The 22,900-nt window shown below is 62.6% G+C and carries 23 protein-coding genes and 1 pseudogene; 14 read left to right on the top strand and 10 right to left on the bottom strand.

Features of this window, described 5'->3' with window-relative positions; translation table 11 throughout:
- Nucleotides 1-214 precede the first annotated feature (214 nt).
- The 3 genes from RTQ46_RS03195 to RTQ46_RS03185 all read right to left on the bottom strand — a co-directional run bounded on the left by RTQ46_RS03195 (nucleotide 215) and on the right by RTQ46_RS03185 (nucleotide 3,285).
- A complete protein-coding gene (locus RTQ46_RS03195) occupies nucleotides 215-877 on the bottom strand; it encodes a hypothetical protein (RefSeq protein WP_312434559.1) in 663 nt (220 codons plus the stop codon).
- 231 nt (nucleotides 878-1,108) lie between these two features.
- Nucleotides 1,109-2,317, bottom strand: a complete 1,209-nt coding sequence (locus RTQ46_RS03190; protein ID WP_312434557.1) for a hypothetical protein — start codon at nucleotides 2,315-2,317, stop codon at nucleotides 1,109-1,111.
- An 89-nt stretch (nucleotides 2,318-2,406) separates the two neighbouring features.
- A complete protein-coding gene (locus RTQ46_RS03185; protein ID WP_312434773.1) occupies nucleotides 2,407-3,285 on the bottom strand; it encodes an HDOD domain-containing protein in 879 nt (292 codons plus the stop codon).
- Nucleotides 3,286-3,524: 239 nt separating this feature from the next.
- On the opposite strand from RTQ46_RS03185, the gene RTQ46_RS03180 reads away from it, so the two are divergent.
- Complete coding sequence (locus tag RTQ46_RS03180) at nucleotides 3,525-4,097, top strand: DNA-3-methyladenine glycosylase (protein ID WP_312434556.1); 573 nt, start codon at nucleotides 3,525-3,527, stop codon at nucleotides 4,095-4,097.
- Here RTQ46_RS03180 and RTQ46_RS03175 read toward each other — a convergent pair whose 3' ends face one another.
- Nucleotides 4,098-5,780: a methyl-accepting chemotaxis protein gene (locus RTQ46_RS03175; protein ID WP_312434555.1), complete on the bottom strand. Its 1,683-nt coding sequence runs from the start codon at nucleotides 5,778-5,780 to the stop codon at nucleotides 4,098-4,100.
- A gap of 54 nt (nucleotides 5,781-5,834) precedes the next feature.
- Nucleotides 5,835-6,296 (bottom strand): cache domain-containing protein, encoded by a 462-nt coding sequence (locus RTQ46_RS03170; protein WP_312434553.1) that lies wholly within the window; start codon nucleotides 6,294-6,296, stop codon nucleotides 5,835-5,837.
- Between the two features lie 244 nt (nucleotides 6,297-6,540).
- Here RTQ46_RS03170 and RTQ46_RS03165 point away from each other — a divergent pair, with 244 nt between their 5' ends.
- The 6 genes and pseudogenes from RTQ46_RS03165 to RTQ46_RS03140 all read left to right on the top strand — a co-directional run.
- Nucleotides 6,541-7,911, top strand: coding sequence for a lysine 2,3-aminomutase (locus tag RTQ46_RS03165; protein WP_312434552.1), 1,371 nt, complete (start codon nucleotides 6,541-6,543; stop codon nucleotides 7,909-7,911).
- Between the two features lies 1 nt (nucleotide 7,912).
- On the top strand, nucleotides 7,913-9,253 hold the full coding sequence (locus RTQ46_RS03160; protein ID WP_312434551.1) for an MFS transporter: 1,341 nt from the start codon (nucleotides 7,913-7,915) through the stop codon (nucleotides 9,251-9,253).
- Nucleotides 9,198-10,046, top strand: coding sequence for a fumarylacetoacetate hydrolase family protein (locus tag RTQ46_RS03155; RefSeq protein ID WP_312434550.1), 849 nt, complete (start codon nucleotides 9,198-9,200; stop codon nucleotides 10,044-10,046). Before RTQ46_RS03160 ends, RTQ46_RS03155 begins: the two co-directional genes overlap by 56 nt.
- The gene (locus RTQ46_RS03150) at nucleotides 10,046-10,612 is read left to right on the top strand and encodes a carboxymuconolactone decarboxylase family protein (RefSeq protein WP_312434548.1); all 567 of its coding nucleotides are present in this window, start codon (nucleotides 10,046-10,048) and stop codon (nucleotides 10,610-10,612) included. Before RTQ46_RS03155 ends, RTQ46_RS03150 begins: the two co-directional genes overlap by 1 nt.
- A 97-nt stretch (nucleotides 10,613-10,709) precedes the next feature.
- Nucleotides 10,710-12,266, top strand: coding sequence for a trypsin-like peptidase domain-containing protein (locus RTQ46_RS03145; RefSeq protein WP_312434547.1), 1,557 nt, complete (start codon nucleotides 10,710-10,712; stop codon nucleotides 12,264-12,266).
- A gap of 22 nt (nucleotides 12,267-12,288) precedes the next feature.
- Nucleotides 12,289-12,828: pseudogene (locus RTQ46_RS03140) on the top strand (IS1595 family transposase); the annotation flags it as partial.
- Nucleotides 12,829-12,837: 9 nt separating this feature from the next.
- Here RTQ46_RS03140 and RTQ46_RS03135 read toward each other — a convergent pair.
- The 3 genes from RTQ46_RS03135 to yjgA all read right to left on the bottom strand — a co-directional run bounded on the left by RTQ46_RS03135 (nucleotide 12,838) and on the right by yjgA (nucleotide 14,855).
- Entirely contained in the window at nucleotides 12,838-13,506 is a 669-nt protein-coding gene (locus RTQ46_RS03135; protein WP_312434546.1) for an alpha/beta hydrolase, read from the bottom strand.
- Nucleotides 13,503-14,132, bottom strand: coding sequence for a molybdopterin adenylyltransferase (gene mog, locus RTQ46_RS03130; protein ID WP_312434544.1), 630 nt, complete (start codon nucleotides 14,130-14,132; stop codon nucleotides 13,503-13,505). Before mog ends, RTQ46_RS03135 begins: the two co-directional genes overlap by 4 nt.
- Before the next feature lie 120 nt (nucleotides 14,133-14,252).
- A complete protein-coding gene (gene yjgA / locus RTQ46_RS03125) occupies nucleotides 14,253-14,855 on the bottom strand; it encodes a ribosome biogenesis factor YjgA (protein ID WP_312434543.1) in 603 nt (200 codons plus the stop codon).
- A gap of 92 nt (nucleotides 14,856-14,947) precedes the next feature.
- Between yjgA and pmbA the strand changes: the two genes are divergently transcribed.
- The gene (gene pmbA / locus RTQ46_RS03120) at nucleotides 14,948-16,300 is read left to right on the top strand and encodes a metalloprotease PmbA (RefSeq protein WP_312434541.1); all 1,353 of its coding nucleotides are present in this window, start codon (nucleotides 14,948-14,950) and stop codon (nucleotides 16,298-16,300) included.
- Between the two features lie 137 nt (nucleotides 16,301-16,437).
- Here pmbA and RTQ46_RS03115 read toward each other — a convergent pair whose 3' ends face one another.
- Entirely contained in the window at nucleotides 16,438-17,562 is a 1,125-nt protein-coding gene (locus RTQ46_RS03115; RefSeq protein ID WP_312434540.1) for a M14-type cytosolic carboxypeptidase, read from the bottom strand.
- 141 nt (nucleotides 17,563-17,703) lie between these two features.
- Here RTQ46_RS03115 and RTQ46_RS03110 point away from each other — a divergent pair, with 141 nt between their 5' ends.
- Nucleotides 17,704-17,958: a hypothetical protein gene (locus tag RTQ46_RS03110; protein WP_312434538.1), complete on the top strand. Its 255-nt coding sequence runs from the start codon at nucleotides 17,704-17,706 to the stop codon at nucleotides 17,956-17,958.
- Between the two features lie 19 nt (nucleotides 17,959-17,977).
- Here the strand turns inward: RTQ46_RS03110 and paaX are convergent, their stop codons facing one another.
- Complete coding sequence (gene paaX / locus RTQ46_RS03105; protein WP_312434537.1) at nucleotides 17,978-18,907, bottom strand: phenylacetic acid degradation operon negative regulatory protein PaaX; 930 nt, start codon at nucleotides 18,905-18,907, stop codon at nucleotides 17,978-17,980.
- Between the two features lie 234 nt (nucleotides 18,908-19,141).
- Here paaX and paaA point away from each other — a divergent pair, with 234 nt between their 5' ends.
- From paaA to paaE, 5 genes are read left to right on the top strand one after another with little or no spacing between them, the layout of a single operon-like run.
- Nucleotides 19,142-20,131 (top strand): 1,2-phenylacetyl-CoA epoxidase subunit PaaA, encoded by a 990-nt coding sequence (gene paaA, locus RTQ46_RS03100; RefSeq protein WP_312434536.1) that lies wholly within the window; start codon nucleotides 19,142-19,144, stop codon nucleotides 20,129-20,131.
- A 33-nt stretch (nucleotides 20,132-20,164) separates the two neighbouring features.
- Nucleotides 20,165-20,449 (top strand): 1,2-phenylacetyl-CoA epoxidase subunit PaaB, encoded by a 285-nt coding sequence (paaB, locus tag RTQ46_RS03095; protein ID WP_070224239.1) that lies wholly within the window; start codon nucleotides 20,165-20,167, stop codon nucleotides 20,447-20,449.
- A 14-nt stretch (nucleotides 20,450-20,463) separates the two neighbouring features.
- Nucleotides 20,464-21,216: a 1,2-phenylacetyl-CoA epoxidase subunit PaaC gene (gene paaC, locus RTQ46_RS03090; protein ID WP_312434532.1), complete on the top strand. Its 753-nt coding sequence runs from the start codon at nucleotides 20,464-20,466 to the stop codon at nucleotides 21,214-21,216.
- Nucleotides 21,216-21,743 carry a 1,2-phenylacetyl-CoA epoxidase subunit PaaD gene (gene paaD, locus RTQ46_RS03085; protein ID WP_312434531.1) on the top strand — a complete coding sequence of 176 codons (528 nt, stop codon included), beginning with the start codon at nucleotides 21,216-21,218 and terminating at the stop codon, nucleotides 21,741-21,743. Before paaC ends, paaD begins: the two co-directional genes overlap by 1 nt.
- Before the next feature lie 36 nt (nucleotides 21,744-21,779).
- Nucleotides 21,780-22,859 carry a 1,2-phenylacetyl-CoA epoxidase subunit PaaE gene (gene paaE / locus RTQ46_RS03080; protein WP_312434530.1) on the top strand — a complete coding sequence of 360 codons (1,080 nt, stop codon included), beginning with the start codon at nucleotides 21,780-21,782 and terminating at the stop codon, nucleotides 22,857-22,859.
- Nucleotides 22,860-22,900: the final 41 nt, after the last annotated feature.

Genomic DNA, 22,900 nt, shown 5'->3' with positions numbered 1-22,900 from the left:
CGAGTCGATATGCCTCAGATCATGTGTGCAGGGCTTTAGAAGCTGGAGTTCGCCAAAGTCCGCTCTGGGGCGAATGCAGCCACCTGCCATGCTGTGCGGCAGGATGGCAAATCAGCGGCCAGTCGCCCATGCCACTCCAGCTAGGTCAAATCCGTTCCCTGTGCCTACCGCGCCGCCGGTGCGCAGGCGAGGCAGCGACAAGCCGTGAGACTGGTCAGCCTGCTCTGGCTCGGCCACCAGCCAACTGTCGCTCCCTTTCATACTGCCGCCGCCAGCACCACACAATGCATAGCAACCCCAGCACCGAAGGCGCCAGCTGAGTCCATGGCTGGCCTACGCGCATCAGGTTGCCGGCGGCCGCCGACAGCATGGCGAACAGCGAGGCGAGCAGTTTGTAGATATGTTCGTAGCGCCACAGCGCGCCGTGCCAGCGGTGGGGAAACAGCCAGCGCGCGCTGTCGTAGATAAGGATGGTGGCCAGGCCGCCCAGTGACGACAGCACCACGATGACTTGCTGGCCCGAGCGGTCCTGCCGCAGGCTGGCCAGGATCAGCAGTCCGCACGCCAGCGCGATTGCCGTCATGGTGCCGTCGATGGCTTCCGGGCCTGTGTCGCGGGTATGGACGGCACGCCAGCCGCTCAGCAACTGGTACAGCACCAGCACCGTCAGCACGGCAAATACGGGGCGATAGCCGAACAGCAGGTTGCCGAGCGCGGCCGTGGCGCAGACGACCAGCGTCAGCCAGGCAAAGCAGCGGCCACGGCGGCGATGCTGGGGCGTGCCTTTGGCAACTGCCAGCAGATACAGGCCCAGCACGATGGCGAGGCTGCCGGCCAGGATGTGTACAGCAAGGTTGAACAGGTGCGGCTGGGACATGCGTATCTCCAAGCAATGGTGCCTGGAGATAGTAACTTGATAATTACTGTTTGCACATAACAAGCGGATTATGTCCTTGGTTTATGCGATAAAACCAGGCGACCCGGAATAGTTTGCACTGAACCCGCACGGCGAAAGTGCCGGGGTCGGACCCTCAGGGTCCGACCCCAGATCTTGCTTTTGGGGTAAAAAAAGATGACAACAGGGGGTATGGCAGCAGATGCTGGCGATTTACGCCGGCGCGTAAGCGTGCACTTCCTGTGGCTGGCCCTGGGCGTCGAACTTCAGCGCCACCGACAGGTTCGTCACGCCAATGATTGCCAGCGCATCGCACACGTCGTTGACTTCGTCCTGCAGGTCGGCCGCCAGGTCCAGCGGCTTGTCGGCGCTGTGCAGGACTGCGCCGCCAGCCGCGTAGACATTGACGCGCAGCAGCATGTCGCCGTGCTCGTCGGCCGGGCCGACCACCACCGACACGTCGCCGGCGTCGGCATTGTTTTCCGCCAGCGCGTGGTTGATGCCGGACATCATCTGCAGCATCGCGTATTCGGCCATGCCTTGTTCCTTGCCGCCGTGGAACAGGTCCTGGTACAGGAAACTGACTTCCAATGCGCTGCCGGCCGGCGCCAGGCAGCGCTGCACCAGCGGGGCGACCTTGGCCGTCCACTGCTGGTAGCGCGCCATGCGCGCGTCGAACCAGGCGTCGAGCGCTGCTTCGTCTTTCGGTTCCGCATAGAACGGGTCGTCAACGCGCTTGAGGGCAAAGCCCAGCAGGAAGCGCAGTTCGACGGCGGTGTCGTCGGCGCCGAATTCGGTGGCGCTCCAGCCGGCGATGCTGCGCTCCAGGCCAGCGGCGATCACGATCTTCTTGTCCGTCATCGAGGTGTAGGCGTCGCGCACCATTTCGTGCAGGTGGCTGTAGGTAATGCGGTCGATTTCGTCGAGATCGTACGCATGGCTCATCAGCACCACCTTGGCCCTGGCGCTTTCCAGTTCCGACTCCTGGAAGCTTTTCACCAGCGCCTCGAACGCGTCCTGGTCCTGGAAACCGTCCGCTTCCTTCAGGCCGCCCGTGCTTTGCACCAGCAGCGGCACCACGAAGGCGTTGATTTCCATCGCCGGCGCGTTCTCGCGGCGGATTACCACCACCGACGAGGCTTCCTCGATCTGGCTGCGCAGGTACTGGTAGGCGCCCACGTCTTCGTACTTGGCCCGCTCGATGGCGTCGTACAGCACTTCGTCTTTCTTCTGGTTCAGGCTCTTGCGGATCAGGCGGCCGAACTCGACGGCCTGCTCGGCCAGCACCGTGCCTTGCGACTCGCTGTCTTCCTGCTCCGCCAGGTTGAGCGCCATCGTGCTCAGCATGCGCGCGACGGCTTCGTCCTTCTCTTCGGGCGAGTTGGACGATTTGCGGGGGGCAGGGCGCTTGTTCTTGGGCATGGTGAGTAATTGATTTCAAGTGAAAAATGGAAAAAGGGCGCCTTGGCATAAGCCTGGCGCCCATCGCGATGATACAGGTTGCGAAGGTCTTAGTGATCTGTGTCGAACATTTCGTGCAGCTCGTCGAGCAGATCGGCCGCTTCTTCGGCCGACAGGCCGAGATGCTGGCAGGCCAGTTCACCGCCTTTGTCCCACTCCAGCGAGCTGCTGTTGCCATGGTAGCGCTGTATGCCCTTTTCGGCCAGTAGCGACAGCGCGATCAGCGAGCGGATCGCGTCGTCGGTGGACGGATCGCCCAGCACGCTGTAGTCGTGGTGGTGCAAAATCGCCCAGGCCACGTCGGACGACAGGCCCCAGTTGCGTGCCAGCAGGCAGCCGATGGCCGCGTGGTTGGTCTGGTGGCGCGCGTCTTCCACGTCGGTAAAGCTGTTGTGCGCGTCGTTGGCGGCCGCCGCGTAGGTATTCACGTAGTCGGGAAAGCGGTTCATCAGCAGCGGCACGCCGATATCGCAGAACAGGCCGAAGGTATGGGCGATGTCGGGCGGGGCGATGCGCAGCTTGCGCGAGGTAAATACCACGGCGCGTGCGCGCTTGGCCGACACGTCCCAGAAGTTGTTCAGTTCCACGCCTTCCGCTTCCAGCGCCTGGCGCGCCAGCAGGCCCGTCATCAGGGCGCTGCACTGGTTGATGCCGAGGAAATTGATGCCTTGCTCGACCGACTTGGCCTTGCGCGCGGCGCCATAGAACGGCGAATTGGCCAGTTTCAGCAGGGCGCCCGACATGCCGACATCGTCGGCGATAATGCGCGCGATCCTGCGCGGCGACGGATCCGGCTCGGCCAGTTCGCGCTGCAGGTCGACCAGCAGGCTGGGGCGCGGCGGTATGCGGATGGAACGCATCAATGCATCGACCGGATCGCCGTCTGCTGCCTTTGCCGGCTCTGCCGTTTTCAATGCCGCTTTCATCATCATGTCATCACTATCGCTGGTTGCTCACTCGCGAAAGATTATCGCTGTTTATCCAAGGCAATAGTTCATCTCTGCGCTTATTTCTGGCAAAAAACGGCGATTCTTTCCTGGCAAGCGGATTTATTGGTATTTTTCACACGCCGCAAGGCCATGTTTTCATGGCCTTCTGTGCAATTTTTATTTGTTTTCAAGACATCAATGTGAAACGTGCGCCAGGACCGGCACGCTACAATTGTCTGATGAAAAGCATTCTTGCCGATATCGATTTTTCCAGAGATTCCAGCGTGGTGGCACGCGAGCTGATCGGCGTGACGCTGCTGATCGACGGCGTTGGTGGCCGCATCGTGGAAACGGAAGCGTATGACCGGCTCGATCCGGCCTCGCACACGTTTGGCGGCATGACGCCGCGCAATGCCGCGATGTTCGGCCCGCCCGCGCATGCCTATGTGTATCGTTCGTACGGCATCCACTGGTGCCTCAATTTTGTCTGCCGCGAGGTGGAGCACGGCGCGGGCGTGCTGATCCGCGCCATCGAGCCGCTGTTCGGCGTGGACGCCATGCGCGCGCGGCGCGGCGTCGACGATGAGCGGCTGCTGTGCTCGGGACCGGGCAAGGTATGCCAGGCGCTCGGCGTCACGCATGCGCACAACGGCCTGCCGCTCGATGCGCCGCCGTTCGTGCTGCTGGCCAGGGAAGAAGACGTGGCGGTGCTGGCCGGCCCCCGCATCGGCATCTCCAAGGCGATGGAGGTGCCGTGGCGCTTTGTCGAGGGCGGCTCGAGGTTTCTCAGCAAGCCGATGCGCGCAAGCTGATCAGGCACTGCGCCGGCGCGCCGGCTGGCCCTTGCCGCGCAGCGGACTGTTTGCGGCACGCCGCTCCGCATGGCCGGCCGGATCCTGGAACGCTTCCGGCTCGGCCACGAGCGCCAGCGCAGTCGACACCGCCTGCGACTGGTCTAGCGTAAATACCGTCACCGCCGCCGACAGGGTCACGGCCTGCTCCTGCAGGCTGGCCGCCGCCGCTGCCGCCTGTTCCACCAGCGCCGCATTCTGCTGCGTGACATCATCCATCTGCGCCACCGCCTGGTTCACTTCCGTAATGCCCGAGGCCTGCTCGGCGCTGGCCTGTTCCACGCGCTGGATGATGTCGTTGACCTGCTGCACCGAGGCGACGATGGCGCCCATGCTGTCGCCGGCCTGCTGCACCGCCACGCTGCCGCCGTCGATGGTGGCCACCGAGGTGGCGATCAGGGTCTTGATCTCTTTTGCCGCCTGTGCCGAGCGGTGCGCCAGCGTGCGCACTTCAGCCGCCACCACGGCAAAGCCGCGTCCCTGTTCGCCGGCGCGCGCCGCCTCGACCGCCGCGTTCAGGGCCAGGATATTGGTCTGGAACGACAGGCCGTCGATCACGCCGATGATATCGACGATCTGGCGCGAGTTGCCGCGGATGGTAGCCATGGTGGAGACTGCCTGCTGCATCGCTACGCCACCCTGCACCGCCAGGCTCGACGCCTGCGCCGCCAGTTCGCAGGCGCGGCGCGCGTTGCCCGCATTGTCGTTGACGGCTTCGGTCAGGGTTTCCATCGCACTGGACGTTTGCTCCAGCGAGCTGGCCTGCATTTCCGTGCGCGCCGACAGGTCCATATTGCCGACCGCAATTTCATGCGAGGCGGTATCGATCGATTGCACGGCCGACTGGATGGTGCGCAAGGTCTGGTTCAGCTTGGCGATGCTCTGGTCCAGCACGCGCGAGGTGGCGGCAATTTCATCACTGCCCTGTTTCGGTTTGCCGGGCGTGAGCTGGCCGGCCGCCAGTTGCTGCACCGCTTCGGCGATGCCACGGATTTCCGTCAGCATGGCGCGCCGCACCAGGAAGGTCGCCAGCACCGAGACGGCAATCGACAGCAGCACCGTCACCAGCAGTGTCCAGCCCAGGCTGTGAAACTGCTCGACGGCAGCCGCGTGCGCCTGCGTACTGAGGGCGGTTTCCAGCGCCGCCAGCTTGCCCAGCTGCGTATTGAGCTGGCCAAACTGGCTTTCCGCCTTGATCATCGAGTTGGCCGCGATCGACAGGTCCATCTGCGCCATTTCCATGGTTTCCAGCACCGCCTTGCGGTAGGCCGCCAGCGCGCTGGTGGCGCCGTCGATCATGCTCAGCTCCGCACCGGTCGAGGTGGCGCGCAGGGTGCTCAATTGCTTGGCGATATCGCCGTGGCGCTGCTTGATCTGCTGCTCCAGCGCGTCGAGCCGGGCCCGGGCAAAGCTGCCGTTGGTCCACGACAGCAGCTGGTACATATTGCCGTGCGCATAGCGCGCGTCGCCGGCCACGTCGAGCGCCGCTTTCAGGTGCGCCATGCGGACCTGCACCATGTTTTCCATCGAGGCATTCTGGCGCACCATGCCATACCAGGCGCTGGCGGAACTCAGTATCAGCAGCAGCAGCACCAGCGTGGGCGCCAGCAGCAGCTTCGGTCCGATGCGTAATTTGTCGAGCATATGTCCTCCGGCCTGTGATGGAAAGGGACCGGCGCAGGGCCGGCACGCCCCGGTCTACTTTTTATAGATGCCCGCTTCCAGCACCACATCGTTGACGCGCAGGATGTAGGTGGTCTTCGGCTCGATCTTGCCGCTGACGGGATTTTTATACTGGTAATCGACCCAGCCCTTGCCCTGCTTTTGCGCCAGCTCGATGATCTCGCGGCGGTATTTCTTGCCATTCGCATCGGGCACGTCGGTCAGGTCCTTGCCGACGATGGACGGATTGATCGGATGGGCCAGCACGATGCCGGTCTTGATGTCGCGCATGTCGACATACAGCTCGCCCTGCACGAATTCGGGGTCTTTCGCGCTGAGCTTTTTCATCATCTCTTTTTCGCCATGCGCCTTGATAAAGGCGGCGCCCCGTTCGGCCATGGCGATCGCATCTTTTTCCGTCGGTTCCACGGCGGCGCCGGCAAGGCCGGCTTGGGCAAACAGCAGGCACAGCATGGTGCCGGTCAGTACACGTTTCATGATGTTTCCTTCGGGAGGGAGTGCTGCGTTGCGGCGAGGTTGCCAAGTCACAATTTACTTCGAGCAAGACTTTTGTAAATTGCGGTAGCACAAGGTTTTTCTTGCCTCAATGAAGGTTTATTGATGGCAACAGCATCGCGCGTGACTTGTGGTGGCGTTGTTGATGTACTGCAATTTCATGCATTCAGGCAAAACCTATGATGAATCTTTCAAGCCACCAACTATCCACCCTGACGGAGAAACCATGTCCACTACCCAGACGTCTTTGCTACCAGTCAAATTCAAGCCATATACGCGGCAAACCATCCGCCAGGCCCGGCAATGGGAGTGGATGCCGGAAGAGCAGCGCGAAGCGGTGCAGGTGGTCTCCACTGTCTTGCCATTTCGCACCAATGAATATGTGCTGGACCAGCTGATCGACTGGAACAATATTCCCGACGACCCCATCTACCGGCTGGTGTTTCCGCACCGTGACATGCTGCCGCCCGAGCAGTACGCCCACTTGCGCGAGCTGGTGCTCGAGCGCCAGGACCAGGCCGCCATCGACGCCTATGTGCGCACCATACGCCTGGGCATGAATCCCCATCCGGCCGGCCAGCTGACGCACAACGTGCCCACCATGGACGGCGTGCCGGTGCGCGGCCTGCAGCACAAATACGGGCAGACGGTGCTGTTCTTTCCCAGCGCCGGCCAGACCTGCCACGCGTATTGCACCTTCTGTTTCCGCTGGCCGCAGTTTGTCGGCATGGACGACATGAAGTTCGACGCGCGCGAATCGAACGAGCTGGTGGCGTATCTGAAACTGCACCGCGAAGTGACCGACGTGCTGATCACGGGCGGCGACCCGATGATCATGAATACGCGGCAGCTGGCGGCCTACCTGGAGCCGCTGCTGGACCCGGCGCTCGGGCATATCCAGAACATTCGCATCGGCACCAAGTCGGTGGCATATTGGCCGCAGCGTTTTGTGTCCGACCGCGATGCGGACGACCTGTTGCGCCTGTTCGAGCGCATCGTGCAAGCCGGCAAGAACCTGGCCATCATGGGCCACTACAACCATGCGGTCGAGCTGCGCCCCGAGATCGCGCGGCAGGCCGTCAAGCGCATCGTCGGCACCGGCGCCACCTTGCGCATGCAGGGGCCGCTGATCCGCCATATCAATGAAGACCCGAACAGCTGGGCCGAGCTGTGGCAGACGGGCACGCGGCTGGGGGCGATTCCGTATTACATGTTTGTCGAGCGCGACACGGGGCCGCGCGGCTATTTCGAGTTGCCTCTGGCGCGCGCGCACGAGATTTTCCAGGCCGCCTATCGGCAGGTATCGGGCCTGTCGCGCACGGTACGGGGGCCGTCGATGAGCGCGTTTCCGGGCAAGATCGTGATCGATGGCGTGGTCACCATCCATGGCGAAAAACTGTTTGCGCTGCAGTTCCTGCAGGCGCGCAATCCCGACTGGGTGCGCCGGCCGTTCTATGCCCAGTTCGATGAGCACGCGACCTGGCTCGACCACCTGAAGCCGGCGTTTGGCGAAGATAAATTCTTCTTTGAGCTGGGTGACGATGCAGCCGTGCCGCACACGCCGCATCGCGTGATCCAGCTGGCGCAGGCTGCCTGACATGCCTGCCGACGCTGGCGCCGGCCGCAGTCCGCTGGCCATCTTCTGCCTGGTATTTTTGCCGTTCGCGCTCGGCCATTATCTGTCGTGCCTGTTGCGCGGAGTCAATGCCGTGCTGACGGCCGAACTGCTGGCCTCGGTGCACCTGAACGCCACGCAGCTGGGCCTGCTGACCAGCGCCTTCTTCCTGGCCTTTGCGGTGGTGCAGCTGCCGGTCGGCATGGCGCTGGACCGCCATGGTCCGCGCAAGGTCCAGCTGGTGCTGATGAGCGTGGCGGCGCTCGGCGTGTGGCTGTTCAGCCGGGGGCAGGGCTTTGCCGACCTGATGTGCGCACGGGCCGTGATGGGGGCGGGCCTGGGCGGCTGTTTCATGGCCGCCGTGAAAGCCATCTCGGGCGTCGTGGCGCCGGCGCGCCTGCCGTCCGTGCACGGCTATCTGATCGCCGTTGGCGGACTCGGCGCGGCCAGCGCCACCATGCCGGTCAAGCTGGCGCTCGACTACACGGACTGGCGCGGCCTGTTCCTGTGGCTGGCGCTGGCCGTGCTGGCGGTGGGGTTGCTGATCCGCATGCTGTCGCCAGCGCCGCCGGTTGCGCCAGCGAAGGTGCAGAAAACCGGCATTCTCGATGTCTACCGCGACCCGGCATTTCGCCGCACCATCTCGCTGCTGCTGTTGCCGCACAGCGTGTTTTTCGGCGTGCAGGGACTGTGGGTAGGCCGCTGGCTCGGCGACGTGGGCGGCATGCCGGACCATGCGGTCGCCTACCTGCTGTACTTGGGCATGGCGGCCGTGATCTTTGGCGCCATCGGCATGGGCATGCTGACGGAGTGGGCCGGCCGGCGCGGCATCGCTCCGATGCAGGTGGCGGCCTGCGGCGTGGCGCTGTTCGTGCTGGTGCAGTTCGGCATGGCCGCCAATCCACGGCCCGGCCTGCCGCTGCTGTCGGTGCTGTTCACCCTGCTGGGCACGGTGGCCGGACTCGAATACGCGATCGTCGCGCAAAGCGTGCCCGCAGGCCTGACGGGGCGCGCCGCCACCTGCCTGAACTTGCTGATCTTTACCGGCGCGTTCATGGTGCAGGCCGGATTCGGGCTGGTGCTGGGCTGCTGGCCGGCCAACGTCCACCATCAGTATCCGGCGCAGGCCTACCAGGCTGCATTCGGCTTGCTGGCAGCGTTGCAACTGCCGGGACTTGCGATGTTTTTCATCGGCCGCCACAGGCGTGCCGGGCCATCCGGTAAAATGGTGGCCTGCACAGCGGCAATGATCAACTCCAAGGAAGAATATGAAACTCGTTCGTTATGGTCGTCCCGGCAAGGAAAAACCGGGCCTGATCGATGAAGAAGGCAAACTGCGCGACCTCTCCGGCATCATTGCCGATATCGATGGCGCGCAGCTGTCCGACAAGGCATTGCGCAAGCTGGCCAGGCTCGACGAAAAAACGCTGCCCCTGGTGCGCGGCAACCCGCGCTTCGGCGTGCCGGTCGCCAAAGTCGGCAAATTCATCGGCATCGGCCTGAACTACGCCGACCATGCGGCCGAATCGAACATGCCGATCCCGGCCGAACCGATCGTGTTCATGAAGGCGATCACCTGCCTGAACGGCCCGGACGATAACGTGGTGCTGCCGAAGGGCTCGAAAAAGACCGACTGGGAAGTGGAACTGGGCGTGATCATCGGCACCCGCACCCAATACGTGAGCGAAGCAGATGCCTTGCAATACGTGGCCGGCTACTGCGTCGTCAACGATATTTCCGAGCGCTCGTACCAGCTCGAACGGGGCGGCACCTGGGACAAGGGCAAGGGCTGCGATACTTTCGGCCCGGTCGGCCCATGGCTGGTCACGCGCGATGAAGTAATCGACGAGCAGGACCTGGACCTGTACCTGGAAGTGAACGGCAAGCGCATGCAAACCGGCAATACGCAAACCATGATTTTCACGGTGGCGCAGATCGTCAGCTACCTGTCGCAATTCATGACGCTGGAACCGGGCGATGTGATCGCCACCGGTACCCCGCCTGGCGTGGGCCAGGGCCGCAAGCCGCAGCGCTTCCTGAAAAAAGGCGACAGCATGCGCCTGGGCATCGCCGGCCTTGGCGAGCAGCAACAGGACGTGGTTGCCTGGGCTGCCTGATGCCGGGGTCAGCTCACGACCGCCTGCCGCCGCTGCCGCTGGAGCGTCTCGACAGCCAGCAGCGCGCTGCCGCACAGGCGATTATCGACGGCCCGCGCGGGGCGCTGTACGGCCCCTTCGTGCCGCTGATCCGCAGCCCCGAGCTGATGGAAACAGCGCAGCGCATGGGCGAGTACCTGCGCTACCGCAGCGCCATCGGCACGCGCCTGTCCGAGCTGGCGATCCTGGTGACGGCGCGCCAGTGGGACCAGCAGGTCGAGTGGGCCATCCACGCACCGCTGGCGGCGCAGAACGGCATCGCGCAGTTGGCCATCGAGGCGATTGCGCAGCGGCGCGCGCCGGACGCGCTGCTTGACGACGAGCAGGCCGTGCATGATTTCTGCATCGAGCTGCAGCAGTCAAAACGCGTCAGCGACGCTACTTATGCGCGCGCGCTGGCGCTGTTCGGCGAGCACGGCGTGGTCGACCTGATGGGCATCAACGGCTATTACACGTTTCTGGCCATGGTGATGAACGGGGCGCAGACGGCGGTGCCGTCGCTGGGAGTGGCGCCGTTGCCGGAGTAGTGTTCGGGCGCCGGGCCTGGATGATGGACAAACTGTAATTTTTGTCGATGTTGCGCAATATATACTTTATTTCCCATTGTCCATTGCCCGGTTGCCCATGAAAACTCGACTTTGCCAGTCCCTGACGGGCCGCGCCTTGCTGGCGCTGGCCCTTTCTTTTTATGCATTGGTGACGGTGCCGGCGATGGCCGCCGAGACCACTGGCACGGCGAACGCGCCGGCGCTGGAAAACTCCGTCGTCAAGGTGTTCTCGACCTTGCGCGGACCCGATCCCTACAAGCCGTGGAGCAAGGCCGCGCCGCAGTCCGTGACCGGCTCCGGCGTCGTCATCGAAGGCCGCCGCATCCTCACCAATGCGCATGTGGTCGGTTACGCCAGCCAGGTGCAGGTGCAGGCCAATGGCGCCGGCGACAAGATACCGGCCACCGTGCTGGCCATTTCGCGGGGCATGGACCTGGCCCTGCTGAAACTGGACGACGACAGTTTCTTCGACAACCACAAGCCGGTGCCGCGCGCCAATGTCATGCCCGACGTGCGCGACGCTGTGCTGGCGTATGGCTATCCGACCGGCGGCACCTCGCTGTCGATCACCAAGGGCATCGTGTCGCGCATCGAATTTGTGCGCTACAACTTCCCCGTATCCGGCTTGCGCATCCAGATCGATGCCGCCATCAATCCGGGCAACAGCGGCGGCCCCGTGATCGCCGGCGACAAGATGATCGGCCTGGCGTTTGCCGGCGCGCTCAATGCGCAAAATATCGGCTACATCATTCCCAACGAGGAAATTGAACTGTTCCTGCGCGACCAGGACAGCGGTGCGCCGAAAGGCAAGCCGGCCATGCGCGACGTGACGCAGACGCTGGAAAATCCGGCCCTGCGTACCTATCTGAAGCTGCCCAAGGGAATCGAAGGTGCGGTGGTGATGACGCCGGCCAGCACGGACGCAAGCTATCCACTGAAGGAATGGGATGTGATCACGAAGATCGGCGAGTATCCGGTCGACAATCAGGGCATGGTCAAGCTCAATGCCAACAGCCGCGTGCGCTTCCAGTACCGCGTGCAGCAGCTGGCGAAAAACGGCCTGCTGCCGCTGACGGTGGTGCGCCAGGGTGCGCCCATGACAGTCAGCCTGCCCGTCTCGGCCGAGCATCCGATGCTGATCCCCAGCCTGCAGGGCAATTATCCGTCCTATTTCATCTTTGGCCCGATGGTGTTTTCACGCGCCACCACCGAGTTCATGGCAGGCCCGAGCGGCAACGCCGCCACCTTGGCGGGCATGAGTTTTGCGGCCAATCCGCTGGCCACGCGGCGCGGCGATGCGCCCGATGCCGAGCGCGAAGAACTGGTGGTGGTGGCCGCGCCATTTTTTCCCCATAAACTGATGAGTGGCTACAACACCCGCTTCTTGTCGGTCGTCGATTCCGTCAATGGCGTGCCGGTACGCAGCCTGGCGCATCTGGTCACTCTGCTGCGCGACCAGACCGATGAGCTGCTGACGTTCCGCTTCCAGCAGCGCGATGCGGAACTGGTGGTGGTGCCACGCAAGGAGATGCTGGCGGCGACGGAAGCGATATTGAGCGACAACGGCATCCGCTCGGAAGCGTCGGCCGACATGCTGAAAGTCTGGAATGAAAAAACGACGGCCAACCGGTAAGTTGCCGTCGTCATGCAGCAGGCATGGCATCGCCGAAGCCGATGAAATGTATGTGCTGGAGTCGCAAAAAGGATCGCGGCACCTGACGCGGCCGGCGCGCCGGCGTGGCGGCAAAGCGAGGCAACGCGGCATTTCAAACGATCACATCTGCGTGCTGGTGGCGCGCGACCGCACCGGGCAAACCGTCGACTTCGTGACCGGCGCGGGGCAGCTGACCAAGGCAAAATTGCACAGTTGCCTGCCGCCCCTCAGCGACCGCGACATCCTGCTGGTCAGCGATGGCCATCCGGCCTATCCCGTGTTTGCAAGGGAGGCCGGCATTTTGCATCAGGCAGTAAACCTGCGCGCCGGCATCCGGGTGCGGGGTGCGATTCACGTGCAAAACGTGAACGCCTACCACAGCCGTCTGCGGCAGTGGCTGCGCCCGTTTCATGGCGTGGCGACACGCTACCTGCCCAACTACCTCGGCTGGCGCTGGATACTCGACGCCAGGAGAATAATGTCGCCAGAAAGCTTGCTCAGGGCTACCTTGGGCATGTTCCCCCATCTGTCGGTGACATAGCCTTTTATTTTAAGCCAGCACTTTTTTCAGCCACGCGCCGATCGCATCGATCTCTTCCTGGCACAGCGAATGCTGCATGCGGTAAGCGTGCCATTCCACCTGGTAACCCATGCCGGCCAGCAGGTCGCGCGACTGTTCGGCGCGGGCGACCGGCACTACCGGGTCGGCCGTGCCGTGCGCCATGAAGACCGGCGTGGCCAGGCTGGCGGGCGTGCGCTCGGCCGCCGTCTTGTCGGCCAGCGGCAGGTAGCCCGACAGGCACATCAGGCCGGCCAGTGTCTCCGGATGGCGCAAGCCCGTCTGCAGGGTCATGGCGCAGCCTTGCGAGAAACCGGCCAGGATAATGCGGCTGGCGGGGATGCCGCGTGCTTTCTCGCGCGCGATCAGCGCTTCGATCTGTGCCTGCGACGCACGCAGGCCGCCTTCGTCTTCGCGGCGTACCAGGTCGCTCGTCACGATGTCGTACCACGAACGCATCACATAGCCGTTGTTGATGGTAACGGGCATGGTGCCGGCGTTCGGGAAGATGAAGCGGATGGCAGGACAGCCGCGCAGGTCCAGTTCTTTCACCAGCGGCACGAAATCAGTGTTGTCGGCGCCCAGGCCGTGCATCCAGATAATGGAGACGGTCGGGTTCGGTGCGCTGTCGAGTTCGATGGTTTCCAGCAAAGTGCTCATGTGTTTTCCTCAGGTAAAGGTTGCGCCGGACGCAGCGCCGATTTGGGACGGAATGCCTTGCACACGGCCGGGTCGGTTTCCATATATGGTCCTTTGATCAGGTCGATGCAGTAGGGCACGGCGGCAAAGATGCCGCTGACCAGCTGCCTGCCATCGGCGTCTTTCAGCCCTTCCAGCGTTTCCTTGATGGCTTTCGGCTGGCCCGGCAGATTCATGATCAGGCAGGCGCGCTCGGGCGTTTCGCGGATCACCGCCACCTGGCGCGACAGGATCGCGGTCGGCACGAATTGCAGGCTGATCTGGCGCATCTGTTCGCCAAAACCCGGCATCTCCTTGGTGCCCACCGACAGGGTGGCATCGGGCGTGACATCGCGCCGCGCCGGCCCGGTGCCGCCGGTGGTCAGGATCAGGTGGCAGTGATTGAGGTCGACCATGTCGATCAGCGTGTTTTCAATCTGCGAGCGCTCGTCGGGAATCAGGCGCTTTTCCAGCCGGTACGGCGTGCGCAGGGCAGCCGCCAGCCAGCTTTCCAGCGCGGGAATGCCCTGGTCTTCATATACGCCGCCGCTGGCGCGGTCGGAGATCGACACGAGGCCGATAATCAGTTCGTCTTCAAGAGTGGTCATGGGGCGCCTGTGAGTGTCGTAAAAACCAAAAAACCGGGTTGGTTCCCGGTTTTTTCCCAACCCCAAGCAAAGTCTGGGGTCGGATCCTCAAGGACCGACCCCGGCTTTTGCAATTGGGGTTTATTCGTCTTCGTCTGCTTCCACGCCATCTTCATCCGCATCATCATCCTTGCCACCATTGTTCTTCTTGGCAATCTGCTTGAGGATCTGGAAGATTTCGCGGTAGGCTTTCGGCGGCTTGTTCTCGGCCTGTTCCTTGCGGGCATTGCGGATCAGGGTGCGCAGGTGCTGCACGTCCAGTTCCGGGTTTTCCGACAGCAACACGGTCAGCGCCTTGTCGTCCGTCAGCAGCTTGTCGCGGCGGCGTTCCATCGCGTGCATGGCGGCGGTGTCGGCTTTCGACAAGCCTTTCCAGCTGTCGATGGTGCGCTGGATGGCGGCCACTTCGTCTTCGTCGAGCGTGCGCATTTTCTTGCCGACATATTGCAGCTGGCGGCGGCGGCCTTCGTGATCCTTGATCAGCTGGCATTCGAGGATGGCGTCGCGCACGTCTTCCGGCATCGGAACGCGCTTGACGCGGTCGCGTGCTTCATTGACTAATTCTTCGCCCAGCTTTTGCAGGACGGTCATCTGGCGCTTGAGTTCCGACTTCGACGGACGTTCATATTCCTGTTCGAATTCGGACGATTGGAAGCCGCAAGCTCCCCGGTTTGGATTTGGCATGATAAGGCGGGATTGGCCTCGTTGGCCGCACCTGTAAACTGTAAACGACTGCTATGATAACCTTTTTAGCGGCTTTCCGAAGAAAACAGAGCATGAACGACTCCGTATTTACCCATAGTCAAGAGCAATTGCAGCAACTTGCCCGTGATGTGTTGTCTTTTGCGCGCGAGGCCGGCGGTACCGATGCCGTGGCCGAGGTCAGCGAAGGCGGCGGGCTGTCTGTTTCTGTACGAAAAGGCAAGATCGAAACGATCGAGCAGAACCGCGACAAGGGCATGGGCGTGACGGTATTTGTCGGCAAGAAACGCGGCAATGCCAGCACTTCGGACTTCTCGCCGGCCGCGCTGCGCGCCACGGTGGACGCCGCCTACAACATCGCCCGCTTTACGGCCGAGGACGATTGTGCGGGCCTGGCCGACGCCGACATGCTGGAAATGTCGCCGCGCGACCTGCAGCTGTATTACCCGTGGCTGATCTCCACCGAAGAAGCCGTGGTGCTGGCGCAGCGCGCCGAAGCGGCCGCGTTTGCCGTCGATCCGCGCATCACCAACAGCGAAGGCGCCAGCGTGCATGTGCAGCAGTCGCACTTCGTGTCGGCCAATTCGCGCGGCTTTATCGGCGGCTATCCGTTCTCGCGCCACACGTTATCTGTCGCGCCGATCGCCGGCAAGGGCGCCAAAATGCAGCGCGACGACTGGTATTCGTCGGTGCGCGACGCGGCCACCATGTCCTCGCCCGAAGCCATCGGCCGCTACGCCGCCGAGCGCGCCTTGTCGCGCCTGAACGCGCGCAAGCTCGGCACGCGCACCTGCCCGGTGCTGTTCGAGGCGCCGCTGGCAGCCGGCCTGCTGGGTACCTATGTGCAAGCGACCTCGGGCGGGGCGCTGTACCGCAAATCCACTTTCCTCAACGATTCCCTGGGCACGCAGGTATTGCCCGATCACCTGCAGATTTTTGAGGACCCGCACGTGATCGGCGGCGTCGGTTCGGCGCCGTTCGACGAGGAAGGCGTGAAGACCTTCAGCCGCGACGTGGTCAAGGATGGCGTGGTGCAAGGCTATTTCCTGTCGAGCTATACGGCGCGCAAGCTGGGCATGCAGACCACCGGCAATGCGGGCGGCTCGCACAATCTGTACCTGACGTCCAGCCTGACAGCGCCCACCGATGATTTCGTGGCGATGCTGAAGAAGCTGGGAACCGGATTGCTGGTAACGGAACTGATGGGACAGGGCACGAACTACGTGACCGGCGACTATTCGCGCGGCGCTTCCGGCTTCTGGGTGGAAAATGGCGTGATTCAATACCCGGTGGAAGAGATCACCATTGCCGGCAACATGAAGGACATGCTGCGCCATATCGTCGCCATCGGCGCCGACGTGCTGCGCCGCGGCACCAAGCAGACGGGATCGATCCTGATCGAGAGCATGGTGGTGGCGGGCGGCTGAGACGGCATCATCCTGATTTTCTTGTCGAAAAAGCTGGTGGCAGCCTTGCGTCAGATGGCCCAGGTCGCGTAGGTCGGGTAGGTCGGGTTAGCTGGAACAGCGTAACCCGACAAAACCCAACACCCGCGACCCCGCTATCAAGCGCGCAGCGTCGACAAAATCGGTTGCAACACAGCAGCACCCAGGGCGGCGCTGCGGGCGCCGCTCCAGCCAGTCTGCTGGTCAGGGTCGTTGGCATTGTCCTTGAACGGCAGTTCCAGCGTCAGCGACAGGCAGCCGAAGGCGTGCGTGATATGGGGCGAACCCATGGTCAGCACTTCCGGCGTGAACGGGCCGTCTTCGTAGCCGTGCTGGTCCTGGAAGTCGGGGCTGGCCACCTTGAAGTCGGCGATAAAGCGGTCCTGCTCGGCTTTTTGTGCCGGCGTGAAGTTTTCCAGCGCATCGCTGCCGGCCACAAACACGTACGGCAGGCCTTCGTCGCCATGCACGTCGAGGAACAGGTCGCAGCCGATTTCATGCATCTTCTGCTTGACCAGGAACACTTCCGGGCTGCGCTCCATGGTGGGCGTCATCCACTCGCGGTTCAGGTTGGCGCCGGCCGCGTTGGTGCGCAGGTTGCCGCGTACCGAGCCGTCCGGATTCATGTTCGGCACCACGTAGAACACGGCGTCCTGCAGGCACTGGCGGGCAAACGGGTTGGCCTGGTCCAGCAGCGCTTCGAGCATGCCTTCGACAAACCATTCGGCCATCGTTTCACCGGGATGCTGGCGCGCGATGACCCAGACTTTTTTCTCGGCATCGGCGTCGCCGACCACCAGCAGGTTCATGTCGCGCCCTTCCACCGTGCTGCCCAGGTCGATCAAACGCACCAGCGGCGAGGCTTGTGCGCTGTCGATCAGCGCCAGGTGGCGGTCCCATGGATATGGCTCGAAGTAGGCGTAATACACGCTTTCTTCTTCCGGCGTGTGTGCGATCGTCATCACGCTGCCGTCAAAGCTGGTCGGCACGCGGAACCAGGTTTCGCGGTCGTAGCTGGCCACGGCCTGGTAGTCTTTCCAGCCGTCCGGGTAGGCGGACTTGCCGGCGTTCAGAAAGCGGATCGTGCACGCTTCGCCCTGCGCGCCTTGCAGGCGGAAATAAAACCATTGCGTGATGTCGGCGTGGGAATCCTTGCGGATGTTCAGTTCGATGGATTGGGCATCGTCGGCGCGCAGCACCTCGATCGCGCCGGCGTCGAACTGCTGGCTGATTTTAATGGTCATGATTGTTCCTGGTAAAAACAAAGAGGGTTTGCATCGTGTGCAATGGCGCGATGATACCCGTTTTGCCCGGGCCTTTGTGCCGGCGCAAACCCGGTGTGGATTGCTTTGCTAACGTGATAGCTCCACTACCGGGAGAAGATCATGGACGACAACGGCAAACATATCCGCGAACTGGAAAAGAAAGTCAGCGCCCTCAGTGACGCGCTGGCGCACCTGGGCAAGGGCACCACCCTGGAGGAATTCCTGCGCCTGCTGCGCAATCCCGGCTACACCACACCGGCCGAACTGACCTTCAACCATGCCATTCTCGACACCATGCAGTTGCAGGTCAATGCGCTCGACAAGCTGGGACAGGATCTGGTGGCGGGGGCGAAGCAGGTGGGGTCGAAGCAGTAGTCATATTTACCGAACCCCTTCAGGTATTCAGGCCGCCAAACCGTTCATAGAACCAGGCCTCAAGTTGCGGCACCTGCTCATCCTCGCGCCGCAAGGTGGCCACGATATGCTCTTCGGCCGCCGCATACGTGATGCGGTACAGCGCGCGCGCCAGCGCGTAGGCCTGCGAGCCGGGCCACGGTTCGGGCAGCAGCTCGACCGGCAATTGCGGGTCGTGCAGCTGCACCCGGCGATACGCGTGCGTCAGCAGTGAGCGGATCACGAAGGCCTGTTCCGCATCGATCGCCGGCTGCGCCTGCAGCATGGCCAGCAGGGGCTGGAAGCTGGCGATGAATTTTTCGTAGCCGGCCATCACTTCCGACAATTCCCAGCATTCGGCCACCATCTCGCGCAGCGGGCGCCCGCTCACGCCAGGCAGCTCCGTGCTGTGGCAGACATACAGCTTGCCCTGCACCTCGTTGCGCACCAGGATGTCTTCCAGCGCATCGGCATTGCTGGCCGGATGGCCGAAGATGCCGGGCGCCACCAGTCCATAACCTGCCCACAGCAATTCCTTGCGCAGCGCGCCCCGTTCGCTGGCATTGATATTGCCGGCCGCGCCGATCACCAGCGTCCAGCTGCCATCCCAGTGTTTTACCAGCGGCGCGTAGATGCGCCGGTAGGCGCGCTCGAAGCGGGCCAGCGCTTCCGGACGGATGGTATAGGCGCTGCGGCGTCCGTCGCGTTGCGAACTGAGCCAGCCTTCCTGGGCCAGCCGGAACACGCTGGTGCGCAGCAGCCGGTCGTTGACGCCGAACGGCGCCAGCAGCTCGATCAGGCTGCCCAGCCAGATGGCGCCGCCGCGCGGCACGATGGCGTCGCCAAAGATGGTCATCACCAGCGACTTCGAACGAGGCGGATCATTGGCGAGGAAATCGGCTATCCATGCGGTGCAAGCGGTGTTCTTCATGTGTTCCTGGTCTGGCCGTAGCGGTCATTTTGATAAAGGCAGCAGTCTACTTGACGCAGCGTTTGCCCCGCGCGGGTGCACGGACTATTTTTCATATCATACCCTTGCCAAAGGAACATAAGATACGGATTTTACAAATGATTCAAATCAAGTGTATGCAAATAGTTTTATGTATCGTATTATGTGTTGATCGCTTTGCGCAGCAGCGCAGAACACAGACATGGGAGACTCATCATGTACGCACAAATGGTTGAAACCGGCCTCAAGAACGTTCGCTCCATCGACGACATGGGCGCGGACGAGCAGGCATTCCAGGCACGCATCGACGAAGGCATCAAGATCGAAGCCAAGGACTGGATGCCGGACGCTTACCGCAAGACCCTGATCCGCCAGATTTCGCAGCACGCCCACTCGGAAATCGTCGGTCAATTGCCAGAAGGCAATTGGGTGACGCGCGCGCCGACCCTGAAACGCAAATCGATCCTGCTGGCCAAGATCCAGGATGAAGCGGGCCATGGCCTGTACCTGTACAGCGCGGCCGAAACGCTGGGCGTGTCGCGCGACGAGCTGCTGGCCGCCTTGCACTCGGGCAAAGCCAAGTATTCGAGCATCTTCAACTATCCGACCCTGTCGTGGGCCGACATGGGCGCCATCGGCTGGCTGGTCGACGGCTCGGCCATCATCAACCAGATCCCCCTGTGCCGCTGCTCGTATGGTCCGTATGCGCGCGCCATGATCCGCGTCTGCAAGGAGGAATCTTTCCATGCGCGCCAGGGCTACGACATCATGATGTCGCTGTGCAAGGGCACGCCCGAACAGAAAGCCATGGCCCAGGACGCGCTGAACCGCTGGTGGTGGCCGTCGCTGATGATGTTCGGCCCGTCCGACGCGGCCTCCGTCAACAGCGCACAATCGGCGCAATGGCGCATCAAGCTGTTCTCGAACGATGAACTGCGCCAGCGCATGGTCGACCAGACCGTGCCGCAGATCGAATACCTGGGCTTGACCGTGCCCGATCCCGACCTGAAGTTCAATGCCGAGACCGGCCACTATGAATTCGGCGAGATCGACTGGTCCGAGTTCAACAATGTATTGAAGGGCAATGGTCCGTGCAACCGCGAACGCCTGCAGACGCGCGTGAAAGCGTACGAGGATGGCGAATGGTTCCGCGATGCACTGGTCGCCTATGCCGACAAGCAGACCGCGGTCAAAGCGGCAGCCTGAGAATCTACATAAAAACAGTAAGGGGACAGCATCATGAGCAAAGAATGGCCTTTGTGGGAAGTTTTCATCCGCAGCCAGCATGGCCTGGCGCACAAGCATGTGGGCAGCCTGCACGCCTCCGACGCCGCCATGGCCGTCAATCATGCGCGCGACGTCTACACGCGCCGCAATGAAGGCGTGAGCATCTGGGTGGTGCGCGCCGCCGATATCGTCGCCAGCAGCCCCGGCGACAAGGGCGCGCTGTTCGAGCCGTCGAACAGCAAGGTGTACCGCCATCCCACCTTCTTCCCGATGCCGGAAGAAGTCAAGAACCTGTGACGGGAGCGATCGCAATGGACGATAAAGTCAATTACCTTCTGCGCCTGGGCGACAATGCCCTGATCCTGAGCCAGCAGCTGTCGCAGTTGTGCGGCAAGGGTCCGGCGCTGGAAGAAGACATGGCGCTGACCAACGTCGCGCTGGACCTGCTGGGCCAGACGCGTCTGTGGTTCAGCCATGCGGGCGAACTGGAAGGCGCGGGCCGCGACGAGGACGATATCGCCTATCTGCGCGACGCCCATGATTTCAAGAACTGCCTGCTGGTCGAACAGCCGAACGGCAATTATGCCGACACCATGATGCGCCAGTTCTTCTTCGACACCTGGCATTACTTCCAGCTGCTCGAGCTGACCAAGGCCAGTGACCCGCGCATCGTCGAAGTGGCACAAAAATCCATCAAGGAAGTCACGTACCACCTGCGCCGCAGCGGCGACCTGATCGTGCGCCTCGGTGACGGCACCGCGGAAAGCCACAGGAAAACCCAGGCTGCCGCCGACGCGCTGTGGATGTACACGGGCGAGATGTTCAACTACGACGCGGTCGACAACGCCATGGTCGCCGCCGGCATCGCGCCGCCTGCGGAACTGCTGCGCGCCAGTTTCCTGGAACACGTGGCCGAGATCTTTGCCGAAGCCACGCTGGCCATGCCGGCGCCGGACGCCTGGATGCAAAAGGGCGGCAAGCAGGGCACGCACTCGGAACACCTGGGTTTCATCCTGGCCGAGATGCAGTTCCTGCAGCGCGCCTATCCCGGGTCGGAGTGGTAATGAACACGCAGGCAGGCGCACTCGATGCGGCGCAGGTCTGGGCCTGGCTCGGCGACGTGCCGGACCCGGAAATCCCTGTCATTTCGGTGGTGGACCTGGGCATCGTGCGCGACGTCGAAGTGACGGGCGAAGATGCCTGTGTGGTGACGATCACGCCCACTTATTCCGGCTGCCCGGCGATGCAGGTGATCGCCGATGCCGTGACGGACGCGCTGCGCGAGCATGGCGTGAGCAAGGTGACGCTGGTGAACCAGCTGTCGCCCGCCTGGACCACGGACTGGATGAGCGACGAGGGCAAGGCCAAGCTGAAAGGCTATGGCATCGCCCCGCCGCAGCAGCAGGTGATCGATATCAGCGGCCTGAAAGGTGGCGTCAAGCGCGTGGCCATGCCGAAGCTGGAAGTGATCTGCCCGAACTGCGGTTCCAGCCACACGCAGCTGACCAGCCAGTTCGGCTCCACGCCCTGCAAGGCGCTGTACAAATGCATCGATTGCCGCGAACCGTTTGATTACTTCAAGTGCCACTAAAAAAAGCACGAAGTCCGAAGAAACTGGAGATGAAGCATGAGTAAATTTTATCCGCTGTCCGTGTCGCACGTGCGCAATGAAACGCGCGACACCATCGCCGTCACGTTCGACGTGCCGGCCGAGTTGCAGCAGCAGTTCCGCTTCCAGCAGGGCCAGCACCTGACCCTGCGCGCCAATATCAATGCCGAAGACGTGCGCCGCTCGTATTCGATCTGTTCGGCGGTGCAGGACGGCACCCTGCGCGTGGCGATCAAGCGCACGCCCGGCGGCGCATTTTCCACCTGGGCCAACGATACCTTGAAGGCCGGCACTACCATCGAAGTGATGCCGCCGATGGGCCACTTCAACGTGCCGCTCGACTGCGTCAACCGCAAGCACTACCTGGCCTTCGCCTCGGGCAGCGGCATCACGCCGATCCTGTCGATCATCAAGACCACCCTGCTGACGGAACCCCTGAGCCGCTTCACGCTGTTCTACGGTAACCGCGCCTCGTCGTCCGTGATCTTCAAGGAAGAACTGACGGACCTGAAGGACGTGTACCTGGAGCGGCTGAACCTGGTCTACGTGATGAGCCGCGAGCAGCAGGACATCGAACTGTTCAACGGCCGCATCACGCAGGAAAAATGCGAGCAGTTTTTGCAGCACTGGATCAAGGTCGAAGACTACGACAACGCCTTTATCTGCGGCCCGGAAGACATGATGCTGGGCGTCTCGGCCGCCCTGCAGGCGGCCGGCATGCCCAAGCAGAATATCAAGATCGAACTGTTCGCTGCCAGCATTCCGAAAAACGCGCACAAGCCGCGCGCCCAGCTCGACGCGGCCGCTGTCAAGGAGACGGAAGTGACCGTCATCCTGGACGGCAACCACACCACTTTCACGATGGACAAGGACAAGGAATCCATCCTCGACGCCGGCCTGCGGCAGGGCATCGACATGCGCTATTCCTGCAAGGGCGGCGTGTGCTCCACCTGCCGCTGCAAGGTCCTCGATGGCAAGGTCGAGATGGACGTCAACTACGCACTGGAGGACTACGAAGTGGCGCGCGGCTTTGTGCTCAGCTGCCAGAGTTTTCCTGTCACCGACAAGGTGGTTGTCGATTTCGACCAGGCCGAATAACGCTGGTCGCACACTGACGCCCAGCGATACCAATTAAAAAA

This window comes from Janthinobacterium sp. (assembly GCF_031995485.1).
GTDB lineage: Bacteria > Pseudomonadota > Gammaproteobacteria > Burkholderiales > Burkholderiaceae_D > Janthinobacterium.
This window is presented reverse-complemented; position numbering and strand designations above follow the sequence as displayed.

Excerpts from the sequence above, each read along its gene's own strand:
- RTQ46_RS03195 (WP_312434559.1), bottom strand. The coding sequence starts at position 877 with ATGTCCCAGCCGCACCTGTTCAACCTTGCTGTACACATCCTGGCCGGC.
- RTQ46_RS03190 (WP_312434557.1), bottom strand. The coding sequence starts at position 2,317 with ATGCCCAAGAACAAGCGCCCTGCCCCCCGCAAATCGTCCAACTCGCCC.
- RTQ46_RS03185 (WP_312434773.1), bottom strand. The coding sequence starts at position 3,285 with ATGATGAAAGCGGCATTGAAAACGGCAGAGCCGGCAAAGGCAGCAGAC.
- RTQ46_RS03180 (WP_312434556.1), top strand. The coding sequence starts at position 3,525 with ATGAAAAGCATTCTTGCCGATATCGATTTTTCCAGAGATTCCAGCGTG.
- RTQ46_RS03175 (WP_312434555.1), bottom strand. The coding sequence starts at position 5,780 with ATGCTCGACAAATTACGCATCGGACCGAAGCTGCTGCTGGCGCCCACG.
- RTQ46_RS03170 (WP_312434553.1), bottom strand. The coding sequence starts at position 6,296 with ATGAAACGTGTACTGACCGGCACCATGCTGTGCCTGCTGTTTGCCCAA.
- RTQ46_RS03165 (WP_312434552.1), top strand. The coding sequence starts at position 6,541 with ATGTCCACTACCCAGACGTCTTTGCTACCAGTCAAATTCAAGCCATAT.
- RTQ46_RS03160 (WP_312434551.1), top strand. The coding sequence starts at position 7,913 with ATGCCTGCCGACGCTGGCGCCGGCCGCAGTCCGCTGGCCATCTTCTGC.
- RTQ46_RS03155 (WP_312434550.1), top strand. The coding sequence starts at position 9,198 with ATGAAACTCGTTCGTTATGGTCGTCCCGGCAAGGAAAAACCGGGCCTG.
- RTQ46_RS03150 (WP_312434548.1), top strand. The coding sequence starts at position 10,046 with ATGCCGGGGTCAGCTCACGACCGCCTGCCGCCGCTGCCGCTGGAGCGT.
- RTQ46_RS03145 (WP_312434547.1), top strand. The coding sequence starts at position 10,710 with ATGAAAACTCGACTTTGCCAGTCCCTGACGGGCCGCGCCTTGCTGGCG.
- RTQ46_RS03135 (WP_312434546.1), bottom strand. The coding sequence starts at position 13,506 with ATGAGCACTTTGCTGGAAACCATCGAACTCGACAGCGCACCGAACCCG.
- mog (WP_312434544.1), bottom strand. The coding sequence starts at position 14,132 with ATGACCACTCTTGAAGACGAACTGATTATCGGCCTCGTGTCGATCTCC.
- yjgA (WP_312434543.1), bottom strand. The coding sequence starts at position 14,855 with ATGCCAAATCCAAACCGGGGAGCTTGCGGCTTCCAATCGTCCGAATTC.
- pmbA (WP_312434541.1), top strand. The coding sequence starts at position 14,948 with ATGAACGACTCCGTATTTACCCATAGTCAAGAGCAATTGCAGCAACTT.
- RTQ46_RS03115 (WP_312434540.1), bottom strand. The coding sequence starts at position 17,562 with ATGACCATTAAAATCAGCCAGCAGTTCGACGCCGGCGCGATCGAGGTG.
- RTQ46_RS03110 (WP_312434538.1), top strand. The coding sequence starts at position 17,704 with ATGGACGACAACGGCAAACATATCCGCGAACTGGAAAAGAAAGTCAGC.
- paaX (WP_312434537.1), bottom strand. The coding sequence starts at position 18,907 with ATGAAGAACACCGCTTGCACCGCATGGATAGCCGATTTCCTCGCCAAT.
- paaA (WP_312434536.1), top strand. The coding sequence starts at position 19,142 with ATGTACGCACAAATGGTTGAAACCGGCCTCAAGAACGTTCGCTCCATC.
- paaB (WP_070224239.1), top strand. The coding sequence starts at position 20,165 with ATGAGCAAAGAATGGCCTTTGTGGGAAGTTTTCATCCGCAGCCAGCAT.
- paaC (WP_312434532.1), top strand. The coding sequence starts at position 20,464 with ATGGACGATAAAGTCAATTACCTTCTGCGCCTGGGCGACAATGCCCTG.
- paaD (WP_312434531.1), top strand. The coding sequence starts at position 21,216 with ATGAACACGCAGGCAGGCGCACTCGATGCGGCGCAGGTCTGGGCCTGG.
- paaE (WP_312434530.1), top strand. The coding sequence starts at position 21,780 with ATGAGTAAATTTTATCCGCTGTCCGTGTCGCACGTGCGCAATGAAACG.